Source organism: Levilactobacillus paucivorans (assembly GCF_001437125.1).
In the GTDB taxonomy this organism is placed as follows: domain Bacteria; phylum Bacillota; class Bacilli; order Lactobacillales; family Lactobacillaceae; genus Levilactobacillus; species Levilactobacillus paucivorans.
This window is the reverse complement of record NZ_JQCA01000072.1, coordinates 31,620-54,880: the sequence shown is the minus strand read 5'-3', so window position 1 is coordinate 54,880 and position 23,261 is coordinate 31,620. Positions and strand designations below refer to the sequence as shown.

Here is a 23,261-nt window from a genome sequence, read left to right as displayed (position 1 = left end):
GTTCGTTTACTACGCAGAGGGAGGGGAGACATGAGGTTGGACAAATTATGAAGCGTTTCTGGTGGAACTAGCCACGGAACTCCAACGATATCTGGTGATTCGGGGTGCGCTGTCTCTTGATTCTCCGTTGCGATCAAGGACTATCAATCAAGGAGATTTCGGCGCGACTCGGTCGCCGTCCGGAAACAGTGAAGATGCGATTGCGGCGAGTTCCCTCGGTTACAGCGATCCACGGGATCCGGTTCAGCTTAATCAATAAAAAACACTAAAAAACGACGTGAAGTTTTCGGACTTCACGTCGTTTAATGATCTCATTTATAACGACTCAACGGCCCACACGAGGGGTCCAACGCCGCCAGTCGGTGAGGGCATAGGTGGCGCCAGTCGCAACTAATCCGGCCAAGAGGACAATGCCAAGACGGTTCAACACGTGTGACCAGCTAGTTGTGGTGGTTCCGGTGGCTTGTTTAATCGCGGACCAACGTAGTGGAATCGTCGCTGCCCGTGTGATTGCCGTGTGAGAAACCGGAGCTAAACGGTAGGAGTCGGTGGCAATCATTGACCCAGGGGCCACTAACTTGGGCCGCTCAATTGGGAGATTATCATTGACTGGCAGTCGGTCGGCATGACCTATCACCGGTGAAGCCAGAATGAGTAACCCTAAGCAGCCAATTACAGCAACGATACCAGTGCGCCAGAATTTTTTCATAAAATCACCCTCCAGTCAAATCTGGGAACTCTTCTTTACTGGCAACGACCATAACTTACCACCTTTAGTGGGAAGGGGATCGATCGTGATCCTTATTAGTTAGGTGGATAGCCAGACTAGATTGGGGATCAAAAAAGGACGACTGAGCGTGTCAGTCGTCCCATAGGTTAAGAATTAGTTTAAGGTAATGTAGTAGCTAGGAGCCCAGTAGGTTTGGCTGAAGACGCCAATCCCGTCATTTTCGTTTTGGGCGGCGACGTATTGGCCGTTACCCAAGGAAATTCCATCATGGTAAGGCGCACTTTCGGAACCCCAGAACAAGATGGCACCGGCTGGCGCGTTCGCCACATCGTAATGGTGGGTGCCCAGGTTCGTTTGTTGGTAAGTGGTCCGGGCGCTCAGGCCAAAGGCGTATTGAACCAGACCTGAACAGTCGAAGCCAGATAGACTGCTACCACCGTAGACGTAAGGTACGCCACTGTTGGCAACTGATAAGGCTTTGGCCACAGCGCCAGAAGCGTTGCTGGTCGTTGCCGTATTCGTCGCAGTCCCTTGACTGTTCGTGTGGTTGTAGCTCGTGTTTGTAGCCGTTGCGGTCGTCGTTGCGGCCGTTTGGGTCGTTTGCGTGGCTTGAGTTTGTGGCGTTGAGGCCGTCATGTGGGCCGAAGCCGTTTGCGTGCCGGCAAGTAACATGGCCGCTGCCCCTAAAGTACCGATTAAAACTTTTACAGTTGTGGTATTGATAATGCTCACTCCGCTTTTTTTAGAATTTGTCATCGCAATTAACTAACGATAAGGTCAGTATACCCCGTGAATTTTGCGAGGGAGTTGCGTCGAGATGACAAATGAAGACAGTTCGATTACCAATATGACGGCAGCGACAAATTAGTAACGTCCTCACTTATTAGAATGAAAAAAACATGAGCCACCAAACGGCACTCATGCTTTAGGTTGTATTTGGATTATCGGTGAAACAAGTGAACTAGTCGGTGGATAGGTGACTGGAACGCTTTCCCGTGACATGGTCCAAGGACATTTCGTAAACGGCAAAATTGCCTTTTTCAGAGGCGATGTACTCGCGACCGCCCTTTAATAAGCCGGGGGCGTATTTCTCAGAAGTCATCTCCATCGCGTGTTGCATGATCTTGGGATTAGTAACCAAAGTTGCCGTTCCGAAGGCGATCACACTGGTGTAGTACATGGTGTAGGAGGTGGGTTGAACGGAGTGACTGCCAACCACAGATAAGGAAACCTTCTGGTGGTGAGTCAGCAGATCGTTCTTAAGGCCCGTTGTGGCCCCATGAAAGTAGATCTTCTCGCCGTCATAGACATAACTAATCGGGACAGAGTAGGGATAGTCTTCCCCCCATAAAGCCAGAGTCCCATAATCGGCATCCTTTAAAATTTGGGCCGTATCGGCAGCTGAAAGTTGTTGTTTAGCTAAACGCATGTCACGAAACATAGGCGATTCCTCCAAGATCATTAATTGCCAGCGAACGGTCGTACTGAATGGTCGTTGACAACTATTAGTATAACACTTTTGTTGTAATTGCAACATAGATCCTGGCTGATTTCGATGACAAGGCAAGCACCTGTTCGGTAGCCATTGTGGTTTCAGTCAAGGAAAATGGAGAGGTTGCCTAACCCACACTAGCAACAGTGGGGAGGTGAGTCCTTATGTTACAAACTTTTTTTGCGCCACTTGTTGTTGGCATCCTAATAGCTTTATTTACGGACTGGTTAGACCGTAGGCGTCACAGGTAGTTTTAGGTAACTGCTAACCCACCCGTTTATTGTTATACATAGACGACAAATTTACAATTGAAGTGCAACACTAATTGAATAAAAAGACCCATAGCGGGTACAATTACTTAACGACCAAGAAAAGTAAAGGAGTGCTCGCTATGGGCTATCACCATCTTACTATAAAAGAACGAGAAAGTATTCTGGAATTATTGGCAAGAGGTCTATCTATCCGAGGTGTAGCCTTACGGCTACATCGTTCACCAAGCACTATCTCCAGGGAAATTCGCCGAATACCACGGCATTATTCTCCTTCTGAGGCCCAAGAATCTTATCACTCCAGGAGACAGCACAGTCATAAACCAAGACTTCTAGAACAACTCCCAGAAGTATGTGCTCAAGTAATTGAAATGACTCGTGAACATCACTGGTCCCCGCAACAGATCTCTCAACGCCTGAAGTTAGAAAACAAAGTGACGGTTAGTTATAACACGATTTATCGACACATTGAAAACCATAATTTGAATTTACCGTTCTCTTCACATGGAGATACAGGGATTCGACGAGATCTCAGACACAAAGGTCGAAAGCGGCATCACCCCGGAGACCGTAAACATCGAGAACCTAAGGTGGACTATATTCCTATTCAAGAACGACCTAATTTTGTTAACAACCGTACTAGAATTGGTGATTGGGAGATAGACACCATTCTTGGTAACGTCGGCGAGTCTGTTTTAGTGACTGCAGTAGAGCGACTAACTCGATACACTTTGATTCAAAAAGCCAAACGAAAGAATGGTCAATCAGTGAATGAAGCCCTCACAACAATGTTTGATCAAATTCCTAAGGAATTTGTTCTTTCACTTACTCCGGACCATGGAACAGAGTTTTTGAACTTAGCGGAAATCCGTGAAAAACTTGGTGTTACTATCTACTGGCCAGATCCATATGCACCTCAGCAACGAGGCACAAACGAGAATACGAATGGTTTGATTCGAGAATACTTCCCTAAAAATAAAAGTCTGGAACCGCGAACGGACGAGGAAATTAAGAGTTGCCAATGGCAGCTAAACCACCGTCCGAGAAAGGTTCTAGACTATTGTACCCCTGAAGAAGTTTTATTTGATGAAGTGTTGCATTTGGTTTGACAATTCGTCACGTATAAAAAAGGCCCTGACTACTTGCGATAGTCGGGGCCTTTGGTGAGTCCGATGATACAAACTTCTTTTGTACCTTCAGTATAACAGAGAACGGCGCAAAGGGGTGAAGAACGGTCAAATAAAATTGCCGGTCATGCGGAAAGGCAGTTCATACCTGCTATCGGTCTTTTATTCAATCAGTGTTAAAATTCTTTTCTTCAACGTTGTTATTTCTTCGGCGTTTGAAAATCTTTGTTAAGGCCATTATCTTTTGCGTTTCCGTACATCGAATTAATTTGATCAAGATCTGCAAGCTTAAAAGCCACACTCAAAAAATGTTTCTTGCCAACAGTTATTCTTCGCATGTAAACGTAATGATAGGTGTGCTTTTTTACAGGTACCAGGGTAATATCAGTGGCTTTTAACCGATAAATGTTTCTTTTTCCTGTCTTTGAGTTTTTAACCTTCTTATAGGAAACAACTTTTGTGCCATAGGCATCTGATTGAAATCTAGAAGAAATAACATAATGTTTTGTTACTTGTGTATACATGTAGGATTGTCGATAAAATTTACCTTTATGATACTTGTATTCAATTTGATTTACCCAATTACCACGTAAAATTTTTGGAATGGTTACGGCTTTATCTTTAGCATACGCGGATGGCCCTATTAAGGCAGTGCTTGTTCCTGCAAGTAACAGGGCAATGGAGATGACTAATTTAGATTTCACTTTATGTATAATCTCCGTTCTAATTTGATTTTTAATTAAGAAAAAACTGCTAGCCCGAAGGTTAACAGTTCAATTCCAACCACCGCTATTTATTTGATAGCCCACACGGAACACCACTTTATGGGTTTGTGTGAAAGCTCAAAAAATAGAAGCGTTGATTCATTAGGCTCATGGGCGCCTATGGTTCTCTATGAAAAGCTTTATGGAGCCGGCGGGGATCGAACCCGCGTCCTAGCATATTGCCACCTCAACGTCTACACGCATAGGCAGACTATTTAAAATTTCGCTGAGCAACTTGCCGTCTGTCAGGGCCCTCATGCTCAGCTAACCTGATTTTTCTCTTCTAACGTACTTCAGGTGGGAGTCGTTAGCGTAAGCCCGTTAAATTTAGGACCCAGATCTAGACCGCGAGCAAGCCTAGGAGGATCTACGTTAAGCGCCTATTAAGCAGCTAAAGCGTAAGAATTGTTATTATTTTTTGCAGTTATAATAAACTGGACCTTTTAACGTAGATGCCGCTACGGCGCGCAGCTCAGGTTCAACCTATACCAGTCGAATCCAGAACGGCCCCATGACAATACTGTTCTAGTCTACCATAATGTCGGGGAGCTGCAAACAATTTAACTTGTTGGGGGCGAATTTAAGGAAAATTTCCATCTCGCGGTATAGTATAGTAGGTAGTTAAGGAACCACATGGCTAAGGGACTGCCGGTAAAAGTTACAGAATCTTCATTATTCTGTCATGACGCCTTCTGATTCTCCTGTTAATTTCAGGACACTATGGCGCACCAACCTTTTACCGGCCCCGAATTTAGTAGCCCTAACTTTGGAGGTCACAATGAAGTTATTAATGATTGAAGATAACCATTCGGTATCACAGATGATGTCGATGTTTTTTAAAAAGGAACAATGGGATGCGGAGTTTGCCTACGATGGCAATGAAGCCGTGAAGATGTTTGCCGCTTCACCCAACGACTGGGACATGGTCACGTTGGACTTGAACCTTCCCGGACTGGATGGGATGCAGGTCAGTGCGGAGATTCGCAAGTTATCACCAACCGTGCCAATTATCATGCTGACGGCGCGTGATTCGGAGAGCGATCAGGTCTTAGGTCTCGAGATGGGGGCGGATGACTATGTTACCAAGCCCTTCAGTCCGATTACCTTAATCGCGCGGATCAAGGCTTTGCATCGGCGGGCTGAGTTGGGGACTACGACTAAGACGACGGCAACTGAGTCCTTGGATGACACCGAATCCTTTGATGTGGTGACGGAGAACTTTAAGTTGAACACTAAGACCCGTGAAGCCTACCTCAATGGCAAGCAAATTCACGATCTGACACCCAAGGAATTCGACCTGTTGAAGACCTTGGCGCAGAAGCCCCGGCAAGTCTTTTCCCGTGAACAACTCTTACAGTTGGTTTGGGATTACGAGTACTACGGGGATGAACGGACTGTGGATGCCCACATTAAGAAGCTTCGGCAAAAGATTGAAAAGGTTGGCCCTCAAATTATCCAAACTGTTTGGGGGGTAGGTTATAAATTTGATGATAGTGGAGCCGATCAGCGATGAAGTTAATGTATCAACAAATGCTTGGGTTCTTTGCGGCCATCATGATTATTTTAATTATCATGGGAGTTTCATATTCGCAGATGACCCGGCATATGGTCTACAGCAATACCTGGAATTCTCTCGAGAAATATTCCAATAGTCTGATCGAGCAGTCTCTGCGGATTAACTCTGAAGACAGTCGCGACGTGGATTTCGATACCGAGTCCTTGGAAAGTAGCGAACAATTACTGCAAAACCAGGCTGTGAGCACCACCATTTACAGTGCCAGCAACAAGGTGGTTTTCCCGGCAAATGTCTACCAACAAGCCATCAACCAGTCGGATTGGAAGAAGCTCAAACAAAATAAAATCATTCACAAAGTCGTGGACAAACGGGTGCGAACCAAGAACGGGCGCATCAGTCCCGCGATGACCGAAGTCATGAAACCCTACTTCTATAATCATCGACTAGTGGCGGTTGTCGTGATGGGGGCCTTCGTGTCCGACATTAATACCAGTGTCAATCAGATTAACCGCAATCTGATTCGAGCCCTCCTGGTGTCAATCGTCGTGGCGATCGTGGCGAGTTATCTGTTGGCTCGTTACTATACATCACGGATTAATCAGCTTCGAAAGGCGACGAATCAGGTTGCCAAAGGAAACTACGATGTCGAAATGGCCAGTCGTAATCGTGATGAAATTGATGATTTGATTAACGACTTCAACGGCATGACGCAATCGTTAAAAGACTCACAAGAAGAGATTCGGCGACAGGAACAGCGGCGGCGAGAATTCATGGCCAACGCTTCGCATGAAATGCGGACACCGTTGACCACTATCAACGGACTTCTCGAAGGTCTGGCGTACAATGCCATCCCCGAGGAGAGTAAGGAAGAGAGTATTGACCTGATGCGGAGTGAAACCAGTCGGCTAATTCGGTTGGTTAACGAAAACCTGGATTACGAGAAGATTCGGTCCAATCAGATTTCACTCAATCTCCATGAGTTCAATGCTGTCGATGCTCTTCACAATATTGTGGAGCAGTTGAAGCAGAAGGCCGATGACAGCGGGGACCAATTGGAGTTACAGGCACCTCAGGAAATTCCGGTTTACGCCGACTACGATCGTTTTGTGCAGATTATGTTTAACATCACGCAGAATGCCATCCAATTTACCCAGCAGGGGACCATCACCATTTCCGCACAACGGGGCTATGAGGAAACGATTGTGAAGGTTGCCGATACGGGGATGGGGATGTCCGATGAACAGCTCCAGAACATTTGGGAGCGTTACTACAAGGCCGATCCTTCCCGGAAGAATACCAAATACGGGGAGTCTGGGCTGGGACTCTCTATCGTGCACCAGCTAGTTCAGCTGCATCATGGTAAGATTAGTGTGACGAGTAAGGAACACCATGGGACCACGTTTACCGTGATCTTCCCTGACCAACACCAGACAAACTCGCAAAGAGCTAAGACAAATTCGTAAATTGCCCGGTACTCGGGGTGTTCCCGTGATACAATGAGAAGAATCATTAAGGAGGAAACTTTTGAAGCAAGTACAAATTACAGGGAAGTCTGTCCGTAAGTTCGAGGACGGCTATCCAATCGTGTCCGTGACCGATTTAGAAAACAAGAATGATTTTGAAAACGGGGCCTGGGTCCAATTAGAGAACCATGGCCATTTCGTTGCCACCGCATATTTTGCCAAACAACCTCGAGGGATTGGGTACGTCCTGAGCCTACGGGAAAATGAAAGTATCGATGATCGTTTCTTTGCCACCAAGTTCAGAGCTGCTGCGGCTCGGCGTTCAGCAATTACTGGCAGTTCCGCTTACCGTTTATTTAACGGCACCGGTGATGGCCTGGGCGGCTTAGTCGTTGATGTGTATGACGGGACCTACGTCTTCCGCTGGCAGAACACGGCCTTGAAGCAGCAGGCCAAGTTGATTTACGCTGGCTTTGCCCGTGCTATCGGGAAGGACCAGACGATTGTGGCCACCACGCCAGACCAAGAACATGGGCAACTTATCCAGGGTGACCTGGGCAAGCAACCTCTGACGGTGATGGAAAATGGCGTGGCTTATCCTGTCGATCTGTTAGCAGGACGCCAACAACTTGCCTTGGAATTCCGTGACATTCGGGCCTGGGCTAAGGAAAACAGTCAACAACATCGGATCCTGAATCTCTTCAGTGCCGAGACGGGGATTGTGACTGCAGCCATGATCGGTGGCGCCGTTGAAGCCGTCACAGTTGATCCAACGAACCGGGCTACGACAGCCTTACAAGCGCAATTGGCTGCGAACAACCTGGATCAAGCGGCCGTTGAGATGCGGACGATGGATGTTGCCAACTACTTGGACTATGCCATCAAGCATGACCTGAGTTTTGATACCATCTTCATCAATCCACCAGCCTTTATCCGTGGTAAGAAGCGGACCTTCACCTTGGAACAAGATCTGCAAGACTTACTCGAACAGGCTCTCAAGGTGGCCCACACCGGGACGCAAGTCGTCTTGACCACGACCACGCCAATGTATGGCATGAAGCGTCTCAAGGAGACGGTTGGCGATGCCTTGCAAAATTATACCGGTCATGTAAGTGTTTCCAATAATTACCTCTCACCAGTAGATTTCCAAACGAATCAGGCTGACCGTCACAGCGAATCTTTAAAAGGCTTACTGTTGACCGTTAACTAATGAAAGCTCAATGAAAACGATGTAAAATTTCCCGATTGGTAGGATAGACCACTTGCCATTCGGGATTTTTTTAGAGAGTTTGAGTTTACAATTCGAATCGAAACTATTAAACTTACTAATGCTAATTGAGAAGGCTTACAATTATACAGGACTAAGTTGAAACGAGAGTTGAGGTTTACAAAATGAATATCTATATTTTAATGGCTTTAATCCCCGCGGTCTGCTGGGGAAGCATTGGATTAATCAGTGGTCGCCTAGGAGGAACGTCATACCAACAAACGTTAGGGATGACGGTCGGGGCGGTAATCTTTAGTCTTTTTGCCTTGTTCTACTTCCACAGTCACTTAACTGGTATGGCGTTGTTGGTCGGGATCGTTTCAGGTCTCTGCTGGGCTGTTGGTCAATTTGAACAATTTCAGTCCATGAAGTTCATCGGAATTTCACGGACAGTGCCCATCTCTACCGGGTTACAACTGGCCGGGACGGCGTTGGCTGGGGTTGTGCTGTTTGGTGAATGGAATACGACACGGATGATCACCTTAGGGACGATTGCCGTGATCATTCTGATTGCCGGTGCTGTCTTAACGTCATTGCGGGATCCAAATGCCAAGGTGGCGGTTGGTGACAAGCAGATCCAGGCAGGTAAGGGGACCGTCGCCCTCGTGATTTCAACGGTGGGTTACATTCTCTACACGGTTATCGTGAAGTTCTCTGGTCTTAAGGCACAAACGATTCTGTTCCCACAATCACTGGGGATGGTCTTGGGGGCCTTGATCTTCGTGATCTTCTCCCGTCAACAAGTGTGGCACAAGGCCACAGCCAAGAATATCTTGACTGGGATTGTCTGGGGAATCGGGAACTTCTTTATGTTCATGGCGATTCCACGGGTCGGCTTGGCCATCAGTTACTCTCTGGCACAATGTGGGATTGTTATCTCCACGTTCGGGAGTATCTGGTTACTGGGTGAAAAGAAGACGGGTCGCGAAATGGTTTATATCACGATCGGCTCGCTGCTCGTTGTTGCGGGTGGGGTTACCTTAGGAATTATGAAATAGCAATTTAGCGGGATTGACCGGGAACGGCCAGTCCCGTTTTAAATGTTAAATTGGACTAGGCCATTTACATTTTAACAGGATGCGTTATAATTAACTCGTCAATAACAATAAAAGTGAGGTTATCTAAATATGGCACATATCGCCTTTGATCGTTCCAAACTTGAACCATTTGTTCACGACAATGAACTCGGAGAAATGCAAGCGCTTGTGACGGCTGCAGATGCCGAATTACGTCAGGGTACCGGTGCCGGTAGCGACTTCCGCGACTGGTTAACGTTGCCTACGGACTTTGACCGGGATGAATTTGCTCGGATTCAAGCCGCTGCTAAGAAGGTTCAGTCTGACTCCGAAGTCCTCGTTGTCATTGGTATCGGGGGATCTTACCTCGGTGCGAAGATGGCCGTTGATTTCTTAAACGACACCTTCTTCAACTACTTGCCAGCCGACAAACGTCAGGCACCACAAGTCTTCTTTGCCGGGAATTCCATTAGCCCCGACTATGTGCACGACCTGATCAACTTGATCGGCGACCGTGACTTCTCTGTTAACGTTATTTCGAAGTCCGGGACCACGACGGAACCTTCCATCGCCTTCCGCCTCTTCAAGGAAATGTTAGTGAAGAAGTATGGTGAAGATGGTGCCAAGAGCCGGATTTACGCCACGACCGATAAAGCTCGTGGGGCCCTTAAGACCGAGGCCGATGCGGCTGGTTACGAAACTTTCGTCATTCCTGATGGCGTTGGTGGTCGTTACTCCGTCTTGACTGCCGTTGGGTTATTGCCAATTGCCGCTTCTGGCGCTGACATTGACCAGTTGATGAAGGGGGCCGCTGCCGCTCAGAAGGATTACACCAACCCCGATCTGAACGAAAACGAAGCCTACCAATATGCCGCATTGCGGAATATCCTTTACCGGAAGGGTTACACCACCGAATTGCTGGAAAACTATGAACCACGTCTGCAATACTTCGCAGAATGGTGGAAGCAATTAACTGGTGAATCCGAAGGGAAAGACCAGAAGGGGATTTACCCATCCTCAGCTAACTTCAGTACCGACTTACACTCCTTGGGTCAATACATCCAAGAAGGTCAACGTAAGCTGATGGAGACCGTTATTACGGTCGACAAGCCACAACATGACGTGGCCGTACCAACTGCTGAAGATGACCTCGATGGCTTGAAGTACTTGGAAGGCAAGCAAATGAGCTTTGTTAACCAAAAGGCCTACGAAGGGGTTGTGTTAGCCCACACCGATGGTGGCGTGCCTAACATGAGCGTCCACATCCCAGATCAGACCCCATTTACTTTGGGTTACCTGATTTACTTCTTCGAAGTTGCCATTGCTATTTCTGGTTACCTGAACGGGATTAACCCATTCAACCAACCAGGGGTTGAAGCCTACAAGACCAATATGTTTGCCTTGTTAGGTAAGCCCGGCTTCGAAAAACTCAGTAAAGAATTGAACGATCGCCTCTAAAAATAAGGTCGATTTGAGACTCCCAATCCGCTAATGACGGGTTGGGAGTTTTTTGTCGGGAAGAGCTATGGTAAAATTAAACGCGGACCTTGTGGTGCCAGTCTTCATAGATTGGCATTGTCTGGCGGAAATTGACCGTTGATCAGAACGGTCACGGCATTAACTAAAAAATAATTTAATGATTAATATATTTATGAGGCGGAGGAGTTAGTCATCATTTCCATGGGAGAGAACAAACCAGCATCACGAAAGAATTACTTGGTCTATACGGCTATCTTTATGATCCTCACGATTTGCCTGTACGGGATCTTTATCCTGACGGGAAAGTCCTTTATTTGGCAAGGCGACGGACTTGCACAACATTATCCGGTTCTAGAAAAGTTCTATACGTGGCTCCATCAGGGCAGCCTCACGGGCTGGTCATGGGATTTGGGGCTGGGAGCCGATAAACTCACAACCTTCTCGTATTACGTCCTCGGAGACCCGTTTAGCTACCTGATTGCCCTCTGTCCGAAGGGGCATCTGGAGATGGGCTACAACCTGTTAATTCTCCTACGACTCTACGTGAGTGGTCTGGCGTTCATGCTGTTCGCTCAGCACCGGTCGTTCAAACCGGGAAGCCAGCTGTTGGGAACCTTGGCCTACACGTTCACCGGTTACTCGCTATATGTTAGCATTCGTCATCCGTTCTTCCTGTTGCCGATGATTCTCTTTCCACTGTTGGCTTATGGGATCGACCGCATTTATCGGGAGAAATCCTGGGTGCCATTGGCCATCTTCACCGGCTTAGCCTTGATCAGCAACTTCTACTTTGCCTATATCTTAGCGATCGGTAGCCTCGTCTATGCGATCCTGCGCTACCTGTCGGTGAGAAATGATCGTCACCTGAATGGCTGGCGGACGCTGGGTAAGCTAGTGGAAGCCGGTATCGTGGGCTTCCTGTTGGCTGGCATCTTACTGGTACCATCGCTGATTGGGGTATTGCACTCCACGCGCGCTACGGCTCAGTTTGCCAATGGTTACTTTGTTTATCCGTTTAACTACTACTTAAAATTACCCAATGCGATTTTGACCACGGGCAATGCCATGTCCTTTTGGGCTAACGTGGGGATGGCTGGACTGACCTTTCTGGGTTTAATCTATGTCCTCCGCCACTTCCGCCGTTATCTCTGGTTGAATATTGGGATTCTGCTACTAGTTGTGGGGTCACTCCTGCCAGAGATTTCTGGGGTGATGAATGGGCTGACAACACCATCCGAACGCTGGCTCTTACTGGGCTGCCTGGTCTTTAGCCTGGCACTCATGAACTTTGCCGATCGGCTAGGTGAGTTAACCCGGGGCGATCTAACGACGCTGATGTTAGGCGTCGTGGGCTGGCTGGTTGTGATTTGGGCAGCTAATGGCTTTATCTTTAGCAATAGTCGCCATGATCTGGTCACCTATGGCTGGCTCTTGGTCACGCTGGGGGCCCTCTTAGTTGGCCAATTCTACCAGTGGTCGACCCGTCGTCAGTTGAGGGTGCTCCTAGCGATCCTGAGTCTAAATATTATTAATAACGGGTACGGCTACTTCAGTCCTAATTCCGGGAGTGCCAGCGCTGGCCTGACGCCGCGTGGCGTGGCCACTAAATATCAGAAAAACTTCTACGATGGGGCCGAATCATATGTGAAGTCCCGTCCTGGTTTTGGACGCACGGCTACCAGTAACTTTTACTACTTTAGTAATGAGGCGCAGACCAATCTGGGGATGAATCTGGGAACCCACGACATCATGTCGTATTTCTCTATTCAAAACAAAGCAGTAGGGGACTTCAGCCAGGAACTGAGTAACACCCAGTTCAAGATGAACAAACCCATCAACCAGGCAGATAGCCGGACTACTATGAACAACTTACTTGGGGTGCGCTACATTTTCGTGCGGAGTAACCAACGGGGGCAGCAGGCCTTTCCGTATCACTATCAAACGATTGAGACGGCGTCCGGCAAGTCGATGAAATTCAAAGACAAACCGGTCCACCATTTTGGAAATAATTACGATACGATTCTCCTGAAGTCTAAGAATGCTCTGCCATTGGCTTATTTGCAAACGCAACAATTGTCGGCCAAGCAATTTAAACAGCTGAATGGCAGCGACCGCGAACAGGCCTTGACCTATGGGGCGCTGGTGAACGGCTCGGATGTGACTGGGGTGCCAACCACAACGTATCGGAGTAATCAACGAACGCTCAGCTATCAAACGGTCCCGGACACCACTAACTCCCTGAACAGTTTGGCCAAGGTTGCCAGTTTCCGGCAAGCCGGTAATCAGACCGATCCGGCGGCGATTGCGGCCATGCAGGCGACCCTCAATCAAGGAAATCTAGACCGCTTTGTCAGCATTACGACGGATAAGAAACGTTTGACGACCCTGACCAAGCAGAACCATACGAGGATTCAACGCAATGCTAAGAAGAATCAACATCAGTTAACCAAGATGGTCAGTGACAACCAAGGAAATCCAGTTAGTTATGATTTGAAGTTTGACCGACCGGAGCAGACCCATGGGACGGAACTTTATCTCGAACTCGACGGGATAAAGGCGCAGCGATTCACGGTCAAGGACAAGTATCAAAATGCCCGTAATGACAACATCTATAAGAACCAAATGTTTACGGGAATCCAACGGTTGAATAATTTACGGCAGTCTCTCTGGAACATGAGCGATGGGGCATATGTCGTTACGGCCAATACGTTTAGGAATATGAATAGCTTCAGTCAGTTTGGCCAGTCAAACCTGTCAAACTACCAGAAGAAGGATCACGTGTTGCTGAACCTGGGTTATTCCGCCACGAAACGACAGCATGTGCTGTTGACCTTTAGTGGGGTTAAGAGTCTGTCGTTCAAGTCGGCGAAGATCGTTGCCGTGCCATTCGGTAAGTCCTATGACCAACGGATGCATCACTTACGGCAACACGGTCTGCATGGTCTGAAGGTTACAGATAATCGGGTAACAGGAACCGCGCAAGCCACGACGGCCAGTGTCTTAACCACCTCGATTCCTTACACGAAGGGGTGGCACCTGACTGTGGATGGGAAGACGCAACCCACGACACGGGTTAACGTCGGCTTTGTGGGGGCTAAACTCCCAGCCGGTAAGCATCGCGTGACGTTGACTTATCAGACGCCCGGCTTAAAGGTAGGACTCTTGGCCACACTAGTTGGCCTACTGGTCCTGCTAGTTACCGGGGGCTATCGGTTGTGGCGTTGGCGACATTAATCGAGCTAAATAAGTAATCAAAAAGTGTTGTAAAACCAAGACGGTTTTACAGCACTTTTTTGTCGTTATGGGGGCTTTAGAACGGCGAATACGGTGCAAAGTGCACGCTAATTTTATCGGCGATTTTGGGACAAATGAAAAGACCACAAACGTTGATATATCAACGTTTGTGGGCTATAATATCACCCGCACGGGGCTCGAACCCGTAACTCCGCCTTGAGAGGGCGACGTCTTAAACCAGTTTGACCAGCGGGCAATGTCATTTACTAGCAATGTCTAATTTACGCTATTCGCCAAAAAATGTCAATCTTTCTCTGCATAAAATTGCATTGAGCTGGGAATTCATACAGTTTAGCGAACTTTTTCGTGGAAATTTGTTGACACTAATAGCCAAACAAGTTACTATTAAATAGTTGTTTCGACAATGGAAACAGGCTTATTGGGTATTAGCCAAATTGGTAAGGCGGCGGACTCTGAATCCGTAATTTACTGGTTCGAGTCCAGTATACCCAATCATTAACAACTCGGCAGTCGTTAGTGTGACGTGAAAACGTTGCACTGACGGCTTTTTTGTATTTTTAACTAACGGTTTTTTTAATTTGATATCTATTGGCAATCCTGCTACTATTCGGCCAAGATTATTTATGCGCAGACGCAAAGGTATTGATAAAAATCATAAAGGGCGATGACGACCTTGGTTTACAAGATTAGTGCCTTATATAAGAAGTCGTTCTACGTGTCCATTGTCATTTACTTGTTTGAATTTGGGCTCTCACTAGCTTCCTATCCACGGTTAAAGAGTAGGGTCCCCTTGCAACTAAATGTGAGTGGTGTGGTTGCTTTGACCACTGCTAAATATGTTGTTTTGCTTGTGCCGTTAGCATGCCTGTTTGTTGACTTTTTATCGCGACCAGAATTTATCGATACGAGATATGGTGAGGAAAGTCCAGTTGGTAACGAGGTGAAAATAGCATTTTTGCTCGTACAACTGTTATTGACTGTTAATTCTCTGACTTACTTATACCTTGTGCTTACGACTTATCTGAAATAAAGCTACTAGAAATAGTAGTTTTTTTAATGCCAATCAGTTGATTTGCCAGTGGTGGTGCCCCACACAACGGCTAAGTTTTTGAAACGACAGGATTTCAAATAAATGATAGGTCACCTTGTTTAGTCCTCCGTTTGTTCAATATAAGGTTATTCAAATTCGCCAAATAGATCAAAAAATCCATCCACAAGGGATGGATTTGTTTCGTTAAAGTTTAAAGAGGTGTGGTTTACCATAGAACCAGCCTTGCCGGAGGTCAACCCCAATGCGGTTGGCCATATCGTGTTCGGCTTGGTTCTCGACGCCTTCTAAGATCAGGCGTAGCTTATACTGTGACGCGATCTTCTGCCAGAAGGCGAGGGCATTCGGAATTTCAGCCTCTCGTTTTTCCTGGCGAAAGTTTTGCATCGCGAACTTGATTTCGCTGGCGTAGGACAGGATGGGTTCGAGATGGTCATAAGTATTCAGCCCCGTGCCAATGTCATCCAGACTCAGCTGGATACCATGCTCGTCGAAATAGTGAACCTGATCGATGATTTGTTGATGGGAGACCTGCTCATCCGTGACTTCTTCCGTGACCTCTAGGACCAGATTAATGGGATAAATCTGATGCTGGGCATTGATAATTGCCGCGGCAATGGTTGGATCGACGAACTGGCTTTGATTGACATTAAATGAAACAGAGCCAATCTTAAGCATGAGCTTCTTAGCTGTTCGTTGGATCAGATCCGCCTGAACATCAATCGGGATTGAGGCAAAGTCATGGGGGAGGACCCATTTGTCATCAACCTGTTGGCGGATCAGTAATTCATAGCCAATCAATGAGTTATTAGAAACATCTAATTGTGGCTGCAGAAAATAACGATACATGTTTACAATCCTCCTTACAGGCTGTCTGTTACTATCATACTTTATTTTTGATGGTTTAAGTAGGGAAAATAGGTAAAACTTTTCGGGGACTAGCAGTTAACTAGTTACTGAGTAGGTCGTTTATCTTATATAAAGATTTATGGATTTATTAATCATCATGATTTATGATAGAAGAGTGCTGGAATTTTTCAGCCAAATCCAGTGATAGTTGTGGCTATCACTAATTAAGGAGCGCGTTGAGTATGGCTTGGTCACTTTGGCTAGTTCCCCCAATTATTACCAGTATCTTCTTCGTTTTGGGTGTCATTACCCTGTACTGGGCTATTTTCAACTGGACAACGTCGCGGGTGAAAGAATCAAACAAACCGATCGATGTCAAAAAGGTACAAATTGCCGTAGGGACGTTTTGTGCGGTGGTGTCAGTCTTTGCCCTACAACTCCTGGTTCGTAACAGTCACTTGTCATGGACCTTTACGACCTTTCAATTATTACTCTTAATTTTTGTTGCTTACTTCCTGCAACTACGGATTCCATACTGGGTGATTTTCATTGCGTCTGTCGGCTTCATGTTCTTAAACGGCAATGTAAATCAGCCACTCTCATGGGCCTATACGATTCTGTTTGTTCTTTTCTATGTGGTCTCGTACCAACAGAGTATCCATCTGTGGCGTCGACCTTTTTTGCGTTACCTGGGCATCGCTGTGATCTTTGCCGCGGCGCTTTGGGGCATTGTCTGTCTCCGTTTCCACTTGGACTGGCAGACGTATGCCGAGGAGCTGGGAAACTATACGATTCTAGTCGTCCTGATGTATGGCTACTTCCAGATTCAGGATCGCGATCGGCGAATCAAGGAACGGCTTTTCCAATCGGCCAACTGGGATGCGCTGACTCACGTGCAGAACTTCGCCGCCTATGACCGGGCAGTGGGGCATTACTTCCGGCATAGTGCCAAGCACCAGACGAGTCTGGCCATGATTATGTTTGATATTGACCACTTTAAACAAGTGAATGATACCCACGGCCATTTAGCTGGCGATGAGGTTCTAAAACAAGTTGCTGCAAAAGTTACGACGGTGTTAAAGCAGGATGACCCGAAGGCAGTGCTCTACCGGACGGGTGGGGAAGAATTCAACATTCTTCTACCAGACTACGATCTGGCAATGAGCAGCGCTGTGGCTCAACGGGTGTTCGATGCCGTAAAGCACTTGGACATTGCTTATAACGAGGTTAATATCCAGGTGACCGTCTCAGTCGGTGTTTCTGAGCTTCGGGAAGCGGATCATAACCCTTTGGATTTCTACAAACGAGTCGATACCAACCTGTATCGCTCCAAAAAAAAATGGTCGGGAACAGATTACGGTTGAGTAATTAAAATTTTTATCAAACGCGGAGGCTCTCCCGTGAAACTTGTGGGAGAATAGTGTAAACTGGCTCCTAGTTATAATGAATGGAGCGATGATGGTGATTCTTTTATTATTAGGACTTCTTCTATTGTTCCCAATCCTACGTCTGGTTTTTGGCCTGGCGGGGTGGGTCTTAGGATTGGTTGGCACCCTGGTGATTGGACTCGTCATTCTCGTGGCCTTCGCCGCCCTGTTTCGGTTTTTCTTAGTGGCGGTACTGGTCGTTGGTGGTGGCGTTTGGGCCGGACGAGCCTTATTTAATTGAGATAATCAAAAAGCTTCGGCAATGCCGAGGCTTTTTTTCAGGTTACTATTCAAATGAGAGTTCCACGAGGTAGGTCTTTTCCGCAGTAACATAGCCGGTGGTAATCCAGACCTCTTGGTAATCTAATTTGGAACTGGTGGTCCGTTCGAAGAAATCAGCGAGGAGATCGCCGTTCTTGGCTAGGAAGTCGTCGTCCATTCGGCTAACCAATAAGTGGTTGGCTGGAAAGTAGATTTCGGGGTCCGAGACCGTTACGGAATCGGGGACACCAATGGCGACAACGTTACTGTTGACCTGTGGAATAAAGGTCACCTTTTGTGGGTTTCGATGAATATAGGTTAAGACATTATAGATTGAATCTGAATTACTCGCCACGGTTCGATTACTCCCTTCGGTGTCTTCATTGTAACAAATATTTGGGGCTTTACCAGTGTCTAGTTTGTTTCGAAATCCTGTATTGCAAACGGATTTCAGGCGAGTATAATTATCGCATATGTAGTTTACAGAGTTACTCGATTGTCAATTAAAGAAAGAAGGCCAAGATTCAATGATACGACTTGCCCGAAAACATTTGGACTGGTGGGCGGTATTCCTGGCAGTGGCATTCATGGTGGTTCAAGTTATCTGTGATTTGTCATTACCCACGCTGACCTCCGATATTATCGATAAGGGGATTGCCCAAAATGATATCGGTTATATCTGGTCAACCGGTGGACGGATGTTACTGTTAAGCTTCATCGGTGTACTGGGCTCCGCAGGGAACGTTTACTTTGCGGCAACACAGTCGCAGAAGATGGGGCAACGCATCAGATCGTCGATCTTTAAGAAGGTGACGTTCTCCTCAACTGAAGAGTTTGAAACGGTTGGGAATGCGTCCCTGATTACCCGGACCACCAATGACGTGGTTCAGATTCAAAACGTCATGGTGCAAATGCTCCGGATGATGTTAATGGCGCCAATTATGTTGATTGGTGCTGGGGTGCTGGCTTACGTCAAGAGTCCTCGACTCACCATGGTCTTCCTGGTGGCATTGCCTGTATTGGCGGTATTTACCGGCACGATCATGTATTTTGCTGTGCCATTATTCAAGAGTTTACAAAAGAAGATTGATCGAATTAACTTAACCTTTAGAGAAGGGTTAACGGGGGTTCTGGTTATCCGGGCCTTCAACCAAGACCAATTTGAACAGGACCGTTTTGAAGAGGCTAACCAAGACTACACGAAGACTGGGATTAAGGTCTTCATGATTGTTTCACTGATGTTCCCCGTGATTACGCTCATTATTAGTGGGACTAATATTGGGATCGTTTGGTTTGGGGGACAATTGATTGCCAACCAATCCATGGCAGTGGGGAACTTAGTGGCGTTCATGACCTATGCCACGCAGATCCTGATTAGCTTCATGATGGTTTCCATGATCTTCGTCTTCGTGCCCCGGGCGCAGGCCTCTGCTGCACGGATTAACGAGGTCATGGACCTGAAGTCGAAGATTAACGATGCCGATCAACCTGTTAGCCTGAAGGATAGCAAGTCAAGCCTTGAGTTTGACCACGTGAACTTCCGTTATACGGGTGCCGAGGAGCTCGCCTTAAAGGACGTGAACTTCAGTGCTACGGCTGGACAGACGGTTGCCATTATTGGGGGAACGGGATCGGGTAAATCAACACTGGTTAACCTGATTCCCCGGTTGTTTGACCCCGAGAGTGGGCAAATTCGGGTCAATGGGACCGCGTTAACGGCAATTAGCCAACACGATCTGCATGACGTGATTTCTATCACGCAACAGAAGGCGGTGCTGTTCTCTGGTGATATTCGGGAGAATATGACCTACGGGATGGCCGATGCCACGGATGACCAAATTTGGCATGCCTTAGACGTTGCCCAAGCCAGTGACTTCGTCAAGGAAGAAGGGGGCCTCGAGGCCGTCGTCGAACAAGATGGGGCGAACTTCTCTGGTGGTCAACGGCAACGACTCGTCATTGCCCGGACAATCTTGAAGCGTGCCAGTGTCTACATCTTTGATGACTCCTTCTCTGCGTTGGACTTTAAGACGGACTCCCTGTTACGGCAGGAATTACGTAAGGACCAACAGGTTCAAGATGGGGTGACCGTCATTGTGGCCCAACGGGTCTCAACGGTTGCCGATGCCGACCTGATTTTGGTCGTCGACGAAGGTGAAATCGTGGGTCAAGGGACACATGATGAACTGAAAGCAAACAACAAGACTTATCAAGAAATTCTCGAATCACAACTGCGGAAGGGGGATGTTGTCGATGCGTAATGGACGTGGATCGGCCATGAAACAACGGCCACAAAGCTTTTGGAAGACGACGTTCCGCTTATTCCGCTACATGAAACGTTGGCTGGTTGGGATCTTCATTGTCCTGGCCTTTGCCGCGGTAGCGGTTATTCTGCAGATTAAGACCCCTAAGATTTTAGGGAAGGCCACGACTGAGTTATTTAAGGGTGTTCTGAAGGGCCAAGCTGAACTGAAGGCGGGGCTACCAATTCATGGGTTCCCTGTCGACTTTGGTAAGATTGGTCAAATCTTACTGGTTGTTGGGGTTATGTATGGGGTTGCCGCGATCTTCAACGTGATTCAGTCCATTATCATGAACTGGATCGCTCAAAAGGTAGTTTACCAATTGCGGAGTGACTTGAAGCATAAGATGCAACGGTTGCCAATCAGTTACTACGATACCCATAGCAATGGGGATCTGATGTCCCGGATGGCCAACGATATGGATAATATCGGGGGAACTTTGCAACAAACGCTGTCGCAAATGGTGACAAGTATTCTGACCTTCTTCGGGGTCTTATACATGATGCTGACGATTAGTGGCTGGCTGACCTTAGTGGCTTTACTTTCCGTGCCACTGAGTCTGGTTGTTGTCATGATTGTGGCGCCTAAGTCACAACGTTTCTTCGCTGGTCAACAAAAGAACTTAGGGCTACTGAACAATACGGTTGAAGAAACTTACGCTGGCCACACGGTGGTTAAGACGTTCAACCGGGAAAAAGCTACTCAGGAACAATTCGAAGAACACAATAAGAAGTATTATCAATCAGCCTGGAAGGCCCAATTCGTCTCCAGTCTGATCTTCCCATTGATGAACTTCGTCAAGAACCTGGATTACCTGGCTGTCGCCGTGATCGGTGGGATTCAGGTCGCTCATGGTCAAGTGAGTTTAGGGAACGTGCAGGCTTTCCTGCAATACACCAACCAATTCTCACAACCTATCACACAGATGGCCAACCTGACCAACACGATTCAAGCCACGATTGCTTCCGCAGAACGGGTCTTTGCTGTGTTGGATGAGGAAGAAATGACCGAACCGGAAACGACGCCTTTACCAACGGCAACTGCTGCTGGTGACAGTGTGATCGAATTCGATGACGTGGCCTTCCAATACAACGAAGAGAATCCACTGATTGCGGACTTCAATCTGAAGGTCAAGCCGGGTGAGATGGTGGCCATTGTTGGACCGACTGGGGCTGGGAAGACCACGATCATCAACTTGTTGGAACGCTTCTACGATGTCAACTCCGGGCAAATCAAGTACCGGGGTCAGAATACGATGACCGCGCAACGGTCGGACCTCCGTCGTAACTTTGCCATGGTGCTCCAAGATACTTGGCTCTTTACAGGATCGATCTTCGACAACATCAAGTATGGTCGTGAGAATGCCACGGAAGACGACGTTTACGCCGCTGCCAAGGCTGCTCACGCCGATACCTTTATCCGCCAATTACCGGAAGGGTACGACACCATCCTGAATGAGTCTGCAACGAATATCTCACAAGGGCAACGTCAATTGTTGACGATTGCGCGGGCCTTCGTGGCGAACCCAGATGTCTTAATCTTGGATGAAGCGACGAGTTCCGTAGATACGCGGACCGAAATGCTGATTCAACACGCGATGGAACGGCTGTTAGCTGGCCGGACCAGCTTCGTGGTGGCTCACCGACTCTCGACAATTCAAAATGCCGAGAACATTGTGGTCATGAATCATGGACACATCGTTGAAACGGGTAACCATGACAGTCTGCTGGCCGCCAATGGCTTCTACGCCGACCTGTATAACAGTCAATTTACTGGAAATAACTTAGCTTAATTCGTTTAACTAGAATGAGGACCCGTAGCGCTTAGCGTTCGGGTCCTTTTTGGTAAGCATTTGGTAAAATTCTGTCTTCCAGTCGGGGACGCCATTGCATTCGGTGGTGGTCGATGGGTAGAATGGGAGAAAGAAACAGGAGGTGGCAAGATGGGTTATCCACAAACGAAGGCGGCCCTCCAGCGGATCGTCACGGAACACGTGGTGCCGGGGGTCAGTTATGCTTTGATCGATGGCGATCGAGTCGAGACCGGTCAGATGGGAGTGGCCGCGCTGATTCCCCAACGTGAAGCGTTGCGGCCGGGGATGCAATACGACGTGGCTTCCCTAACGAAGGTCGTGGGAACCCTGTCGGTGACCTTGCAACTCCTGGCACAGGGTCGACTTAGCTTAGAGGATCCGATTACCCGTTGGCTACCGGAATGGGGAGATGCGCGGGTCACGGTGCGTCACCTGTTGACGCATACCTCCGGAATTACGGGGTATATCCCCAACCGAAACAAACTACCGGCTGAGGCGTTGAAGACGGGGTTGCTGGGGCTCCACGTGGGGCCCACCTTTAATCGGCAAATGGTTTACGCTGATGTGAATTACATCTTCATGGGATGGATTATCGAACAAATTCTAGGGATGTCCATCCAAGCGGCCGTTACCCAACGGGTGTTGGAACCCTTGGGTATGCGGCACAGTACGTTTACGCCCAATGATCCGTTGCAATGTATTCCCACGGCGGTGGAACCCGGTCGGGGATTGGTCAGAGGAATCGTTCACGATCCCAAGGGCTGGGTCTTGGCCCGTCACTGTGGGTCGGCCGGTCTGTTCAGCACCGTTGATGACCTGGTGCTCTTCTGCCAAGCTTACCTGCATCCCGAGACGGCGGCCAGCGTGTTGCCACCGGTGTTGATTCACGACTTGCTTCGAGACTGGACACCAACTGGTCGGGCTGGCCGATCCCTTGGCTGGGCACTGACCACGGCCGCTTGGCCTCAGCCACATCGGGTGCTGTGGCACTCCGGGTTCACGGGGACTTATCTGGTCTTGGATCCTGTGGCCGATCAGGCGATGGTCTTTCTTTCCAACCGGGTTCATCCCGTTGCTCCGAATGAACCGTACCTCGATCAGCGAAATGCGGTGATTGGAACCTACTTGGCTGAGAAGACGCGTTCATAAAAATGAACATAAAAAATGCCGCTACGAGAAATA

20 protein-coding genes, 2 tRNA genes and 1 other RNA gene are annotated in these 23,261 nt (G+C 47.8%); 15 read left to right on the top strand and 8 right to left on the bottom strand.

All coding sequences use genetic code 11. The annotated features are described in order from the left end of the window. The first annotated feature begins 104 nt into the window (after positions 1 to 104). Complete coding sequence (locus tag IV54_RS12285; protein WP_083488546.1) at positions 105 to 269, top strand: sigma factor-like helix-turn-helix DNA-binding protein; 165 nt, start codon at positions 105 to 107, stop codon at positions 267 to 269. Between the two features lie 56 nt (positions 270 to 325). Here IV54_RS12285 and IV54_RS06960 read toward each other — a convergent pair whose 3' ends face one another. The 3 genes from IV54_RS06960 to IV54_RS06950 form a co-directional block, all read right to left on the bottom strand. After that, positions 326 to 709 carry a hypothetical protein gene (locus tag IV54_RS06960; protein WP_057878660.1) on the bottom strand — a complete coding sequence of 128 codons (384 nt, stop codon included), beginning with the start codon at positions 707 to 709 and terminating at the stop codon, positions 326 to 328. Between the two features lie 174 nt (positions 710 to 883). Beyond that, positions 884 to 1,462 carry a C40 family peptidase gene (locus tag IV54_RS12185; RefSeq protein WP_157054377.1) on the bottom strand — a complete coding sequence of 193 codons (579 nt, stop codon included), beginning with the start codon at positions 1,460 to 1,462 and terminating at the stop codon, positions 884 to 886. A gap of 229 nt (positions 1,463 to 1,691) precedes the next feature. Then, entirely contained in the window at positions 1,692 to 2,171 is a 480-nt protein-coding gene (locus IV54_RS06950; RefSeq protein WP_057878658.1) for a pyridoxamine 5'-phosphate oxidase family protein, read from the bottom strand. Between the two features lie 215 nt (positions 2,172 to 2,386). Between IV54_RS06950 and IV54_RS11745 the strand changes: the two genes are divergently transcribed. Next, entirely contained in the window at positions 2,387 to 2,473 is an 87-nt protein-coding gene (locus IV54_RS11745) for a type I toxin-antitoxin system Fst family toxin (RefSeq protein ID WP_157054380.1), read from the top strand. 140 nt (positions 2,474 to 2,613) lie between these two features. Then, positions 2,614 to 3,600 carry an IS30 family transposase gene (locus tag IV54_RS06945; RefSeq protein WP_057878657.1) on the top strand — a complete coding sequence of 329 codons (987 nt, stop codon included), beginning with the start codon at positions 2,614 to 2,616 and terminating at the stop codon, positions 3,598 to 3,600. A gap of 218 nt (positions 3,601 to 3,818) precedes the next feature. Here IV54_RS06945 and IV54_RS06940 read toward each other — a convergent pair whose 3' ends face one another. Both IV54_RS06940 and ssrA read right to left on the bottom strand, forming a co-directional pair. Further along, a complete protein-coding gene (locus IV54_RS06940; RefSeq protein WP_057878656.1) occupies positions 3,819 to 4,322 on the bottom strand; it encodes a hypothetical protein in 504 nt (167 codons plus the stop codon). Positions 4,323 to 4,522: 200 nt separating this feature from the next. Continuing rightward, positions 4,523 to 4,893, bottom strand: a transfer-messenger RNA (tmRNA) gene (gene ssrA, locus IV54_RS11535). A gap of 267 nt (positions 4,894 to 5,160) precedes the next feature. Here ssrA and IV54_RS06935 point away from each other — a divergent pair. The 6 genes from IV54_RS06935 to IV54_RS06910 all read left to right on the top strand — a co-directional run bounded on the left by IV54_RS06935 (position 5,161) and on the right by IV54_RS06910 (position 14,357). Next, positions 5,161 to 5,895 (top strand): response regulator transcription factor, encoded by a 735-nt coding sequence (locus tag IV54_RS06935; RefSeq protein ID WP_057878655.1) that lies wholly within the window; start codon positions 5,161 to 5,163, stop codon positions 5,893 to 5,895. Then, entirely contained in the window at positions 5,892 to 7,361 is a 1,470-nt protein-coding gene (locus IV54_RS06930; protein WP_057878654.1) for a sensor histidine kinase, read from the top strand. The genes IV54_RS06935 and IV54_RS06930 overlap by 4 nt, the downstream gene beginning before the upstream one ends. 61 nt (positions 7,362 to 7,422) lie before the next feature. Continuing rightward, on the top strand, positions 7,423 to 8,571 hold the full coding sequence (locus tag IV54_RS06925) for a class I SAM-dependent methyltransferase (protein ID WP_057878653.1): 1,149 nt from the start codon (positions 7,423 to 7,425) through the stop codon (positions 8,569 to 8,571). A gap of 188 nt (positions 8,572 to 8,759) precedes the next feature. After that, entirely contained in the window at positions 8,760 to 9,626 is an 867-nt protein-coding gene (locus IV54_RS06920) for a GRP family sugar transporter (protein ID WP_057878688.1), read from the top strand. Positions 9,627 to 9,755: 129 nt separating this feature from the next. Then, positions 9,756 to 11,102, top strand: a complete 1,347-nt coding sequence (locus IV54_RS06915; protein ID WP_057878652.1) for a glucose-6-phosphate isomerase — start codon at positions 9,756 to 9,758, stop codon at positions 11,100 to 11,102. A 222-nt stretch (positions 11,103 to 11,324) separates the two neighbouring features. Then, on the top strand, positions 11,325 to 14,357 hold the full coding sequence (locus tag IV54_RS06910; RefSeq protein WP_057878651.1) for a YfhO family protein: 3,033 nt from the start codon (positions 11,325 to 11,327) through the stop codon (positions 14,355 to 14,357). 182 nt (positions 14,358 to 14,539) lie between these two features. Here the strand turns inward: IV54_RS06910 and IV54_RS06905 are convergent. Beyond that, positions 14,540 to 14,613: transfer RNA gene (locus IV54_RS06905), tRNA-Glu, on the bottom strand. A 184-nt stretch (positions 14,614 to 14,797) separates the two neighbouring features. Between IV54_RS06905 and IV54_RS06900 the strand changes: the two genes are divergently transcribed. Further along, positions 14,798 to 14,870, top strand: a tRNA-Gln gene (locus IV54_RS06900). 742 nt (positions 14,871 to 15,612) lie between these two features. On the opposite strand, the gene IV54_RS06890 is transcribed toward IV54_RS06900, so the two are convergent. Beyond that, the gene (locus IV54_RS06890) at positions 15,613 to 16,275 is read right to left on the bottom strand and encodes an EAL domain-containing protein (RefSeq protein WP_057878649.1); all 663 of its coding nucleotides are present in this window, start codon (positions 16,273 to 16,275) and stop codon (positions 15,613 to 15,615) included. Between the two features lie 242 nt (positions 16,276 to 16,517). Between IV54_RS06890 and IV54_RS06885 the strand changes: the two genes are divergently transcribed. Both IV54_RS06885 and IV54_RS06880 read left to right on the top strand, forming a co-directional pair. Continuing rightward, positions 16,518 to 17,639, top strand: coding sequence for a diguanylate cyclase domain-containing protein (locus tag IV54_RS06885; protein ID WP_237756689.1), 1,122 nt, complete (start codon positions 16,518 to 16,520; stop codon positions 17,637 to 17,639). A gap of 79 nt (positions 17,640 to 17,718) precedes the next feature. After that, positions 17,719 to 17,943: a hypothetical protein gene (locus IV54_RS06880; protein ID WP_237756688.1), complete on the top strand. Its 225-nt coding sequence runs from the start codon at positions 17,719 to 17,721 to the stop codon at positions 17,941 to 17,943. A 45-nt stretch (positions 17,944 to 17,988) separates the two neighbouring features. Here IV54_RS06880 and IV54_RS06875 read toward each other — a convergent pair whose 3' ends face one another. Next, entirely contained in the window at positions 17,989 to 18,318 is a 330-nt protein-coding gene (locus IV54_RS06875; protein ID WP_057878648.1) for a hypothetical protein, read from the bottom strand. Positions 18,319 to 18,490: 172 nt separating this feature from the next. On the opposite strand from IV54_RS06875, the gene IV54_RS06870 reads away from it, so the two are divergent. From IV54_RS06870 to IV54_RS06860, 3 genes are all read left to right on the top strand, one after another. Next, complete coding sequence (locus IV54_RS06870; RefSeq protein WP_057878647.1) at positions 18,491 to 20,224, top strand: ABC transporter ATP-binding protein; 1,734 nt, start codon at positions 18,491 to 18,493, stop codon at positions 20,222 to 20,224. Continuing rightward, entirely contained in the window at positions 20,217 to 22,058 is a 1,842-nt protein-coding gene (locus IV54_RS06865) for an ABC transporter ATP-binding protein (protein ID WP_057878646.1), read from the top strand. Before IV54_RS06870 ends, IV54_RS06865 begins: the two co-directional genes overlap by 8 nt. A 150-nt stretch (positions 22,059 to 22,208) precedes the next feature. After that, positions 22,209 to 23,228 (top strand): serine hydrolase domain-containing protein, encoded by a 1,020-nt coding sequence (locus IV54_RS06860; protein WP_057878645.1) that lies wholly within the window; start codon positions 22,209 to 22,211, stop codon positions 23,226 to 23,228. The last annotated feature ends 33 nt before the right edge of the window (positions 23,229 to 23,261 follow it).

What these genes read in the sequence shown, in the direction of transcription:
- IV54_RS06890 (WP_057878649.1), bottom strand. Translation starts at nt 16,275, where the DNA reads ATGTATCGTTATTTTCTGCAGCCACAATTAGATGTTTCTAATAACTCA.
- IV54_RS06865 (WP_057878646.1), top strand. Translation starts at nt 20,217, where the DNA reads ATGCGTAATGGACGTGGATCGGCCATGAAACAACGGCCACAAAGCTTT.
- IV54_RS11745 (WP_157054380.1), top strand. Translation starts at nt 2,387, where the DNA reads ATGTTACAAACTTTTTTTGCGCCACTTGTTGTTGGCATCCTAATAGCT.
- IV54_RS06945 (WP_057878657.1), top strand. Translation starts at nt 2,614, where the DNA reads ATGGGCTATCACCATCTTACTATAAAAGAACGAGAAAGTATTCTGGAA.
- IV54_RS06915 (WP_057878652.1), top strand. Translation starts at nt 9,756, where the DNA reads ATGGCACATATCGCCTTTGATCGTTCCAAACTTGAACCATTTGTTCAC.
- IV54_RS06960 (WP_057878660.1), bottom strand. Translation starts at nt 709, where the DNA reads ATGAAAAAATTCTGGCGCACTGGTATCGTTGCTGTAATTGGCTGCTTA.
- IV54_RS06860 (WP_057878645.1), top strand. Translation starts at nt 22,209, where the DNA reads ATGGGTTATCCACAAACGAAGGCGGCCCTCCAGCGGATCGTCACGGAA.
- IV54_RS06910 (WP_057878651.1), top strand. Translation starts at nt 11,325, where the DNA reads ATGGGAGAGAACAAACCAGCATCACGAAAGAATTACTTGGTCTATACG.
- IV54_RS06885 (WP_237756689.1), top strand. Translation starts at nt 16,518, where the DNA reads ATGGCTTGGTCACTTTGGCTAGTTCCCCCAATTATTACCAGTATCTTC.
- IV54_RS06870 (WP_057878647.1), top strand. Translation starts at nt 18,491, where the DNA reads ATGATACGACTTGCCCGAAAACATTTGGACTGGTGGGCGGTATTCCTG.
- IV54_RS06880 (WP_237756688.1), top strand. Translation starts at nt 17,719, where the DNA reads ATGAATGGAGCGATGATGGTGATTCTTTTATTATTAGGACTTCTTCTA.
- IV54_RS06950 (WP_057878658.1), bottom strand. Translation starts at nt 2,171, where the DNA reads ATGTTTCGTGACATGCGTTTAGCTAAACAACAACTTTCAGCTGCCGAT.
- IV54_RS06935 (WP_057878655.1), top strand. Translation starts at nt 5,161, where the DNA reads ATGAAGTTATTAATGATTGAAGATAACCATTCGGTATCACAGATGATG.
- IV54_RS06930 (WP_057878654.1), top strand. Translation starts at nt 5,892, where the DNA reads ATGAAGTTAATGTATCAACAAATGCTTGGGTTCTTTGCGGCCATCATG.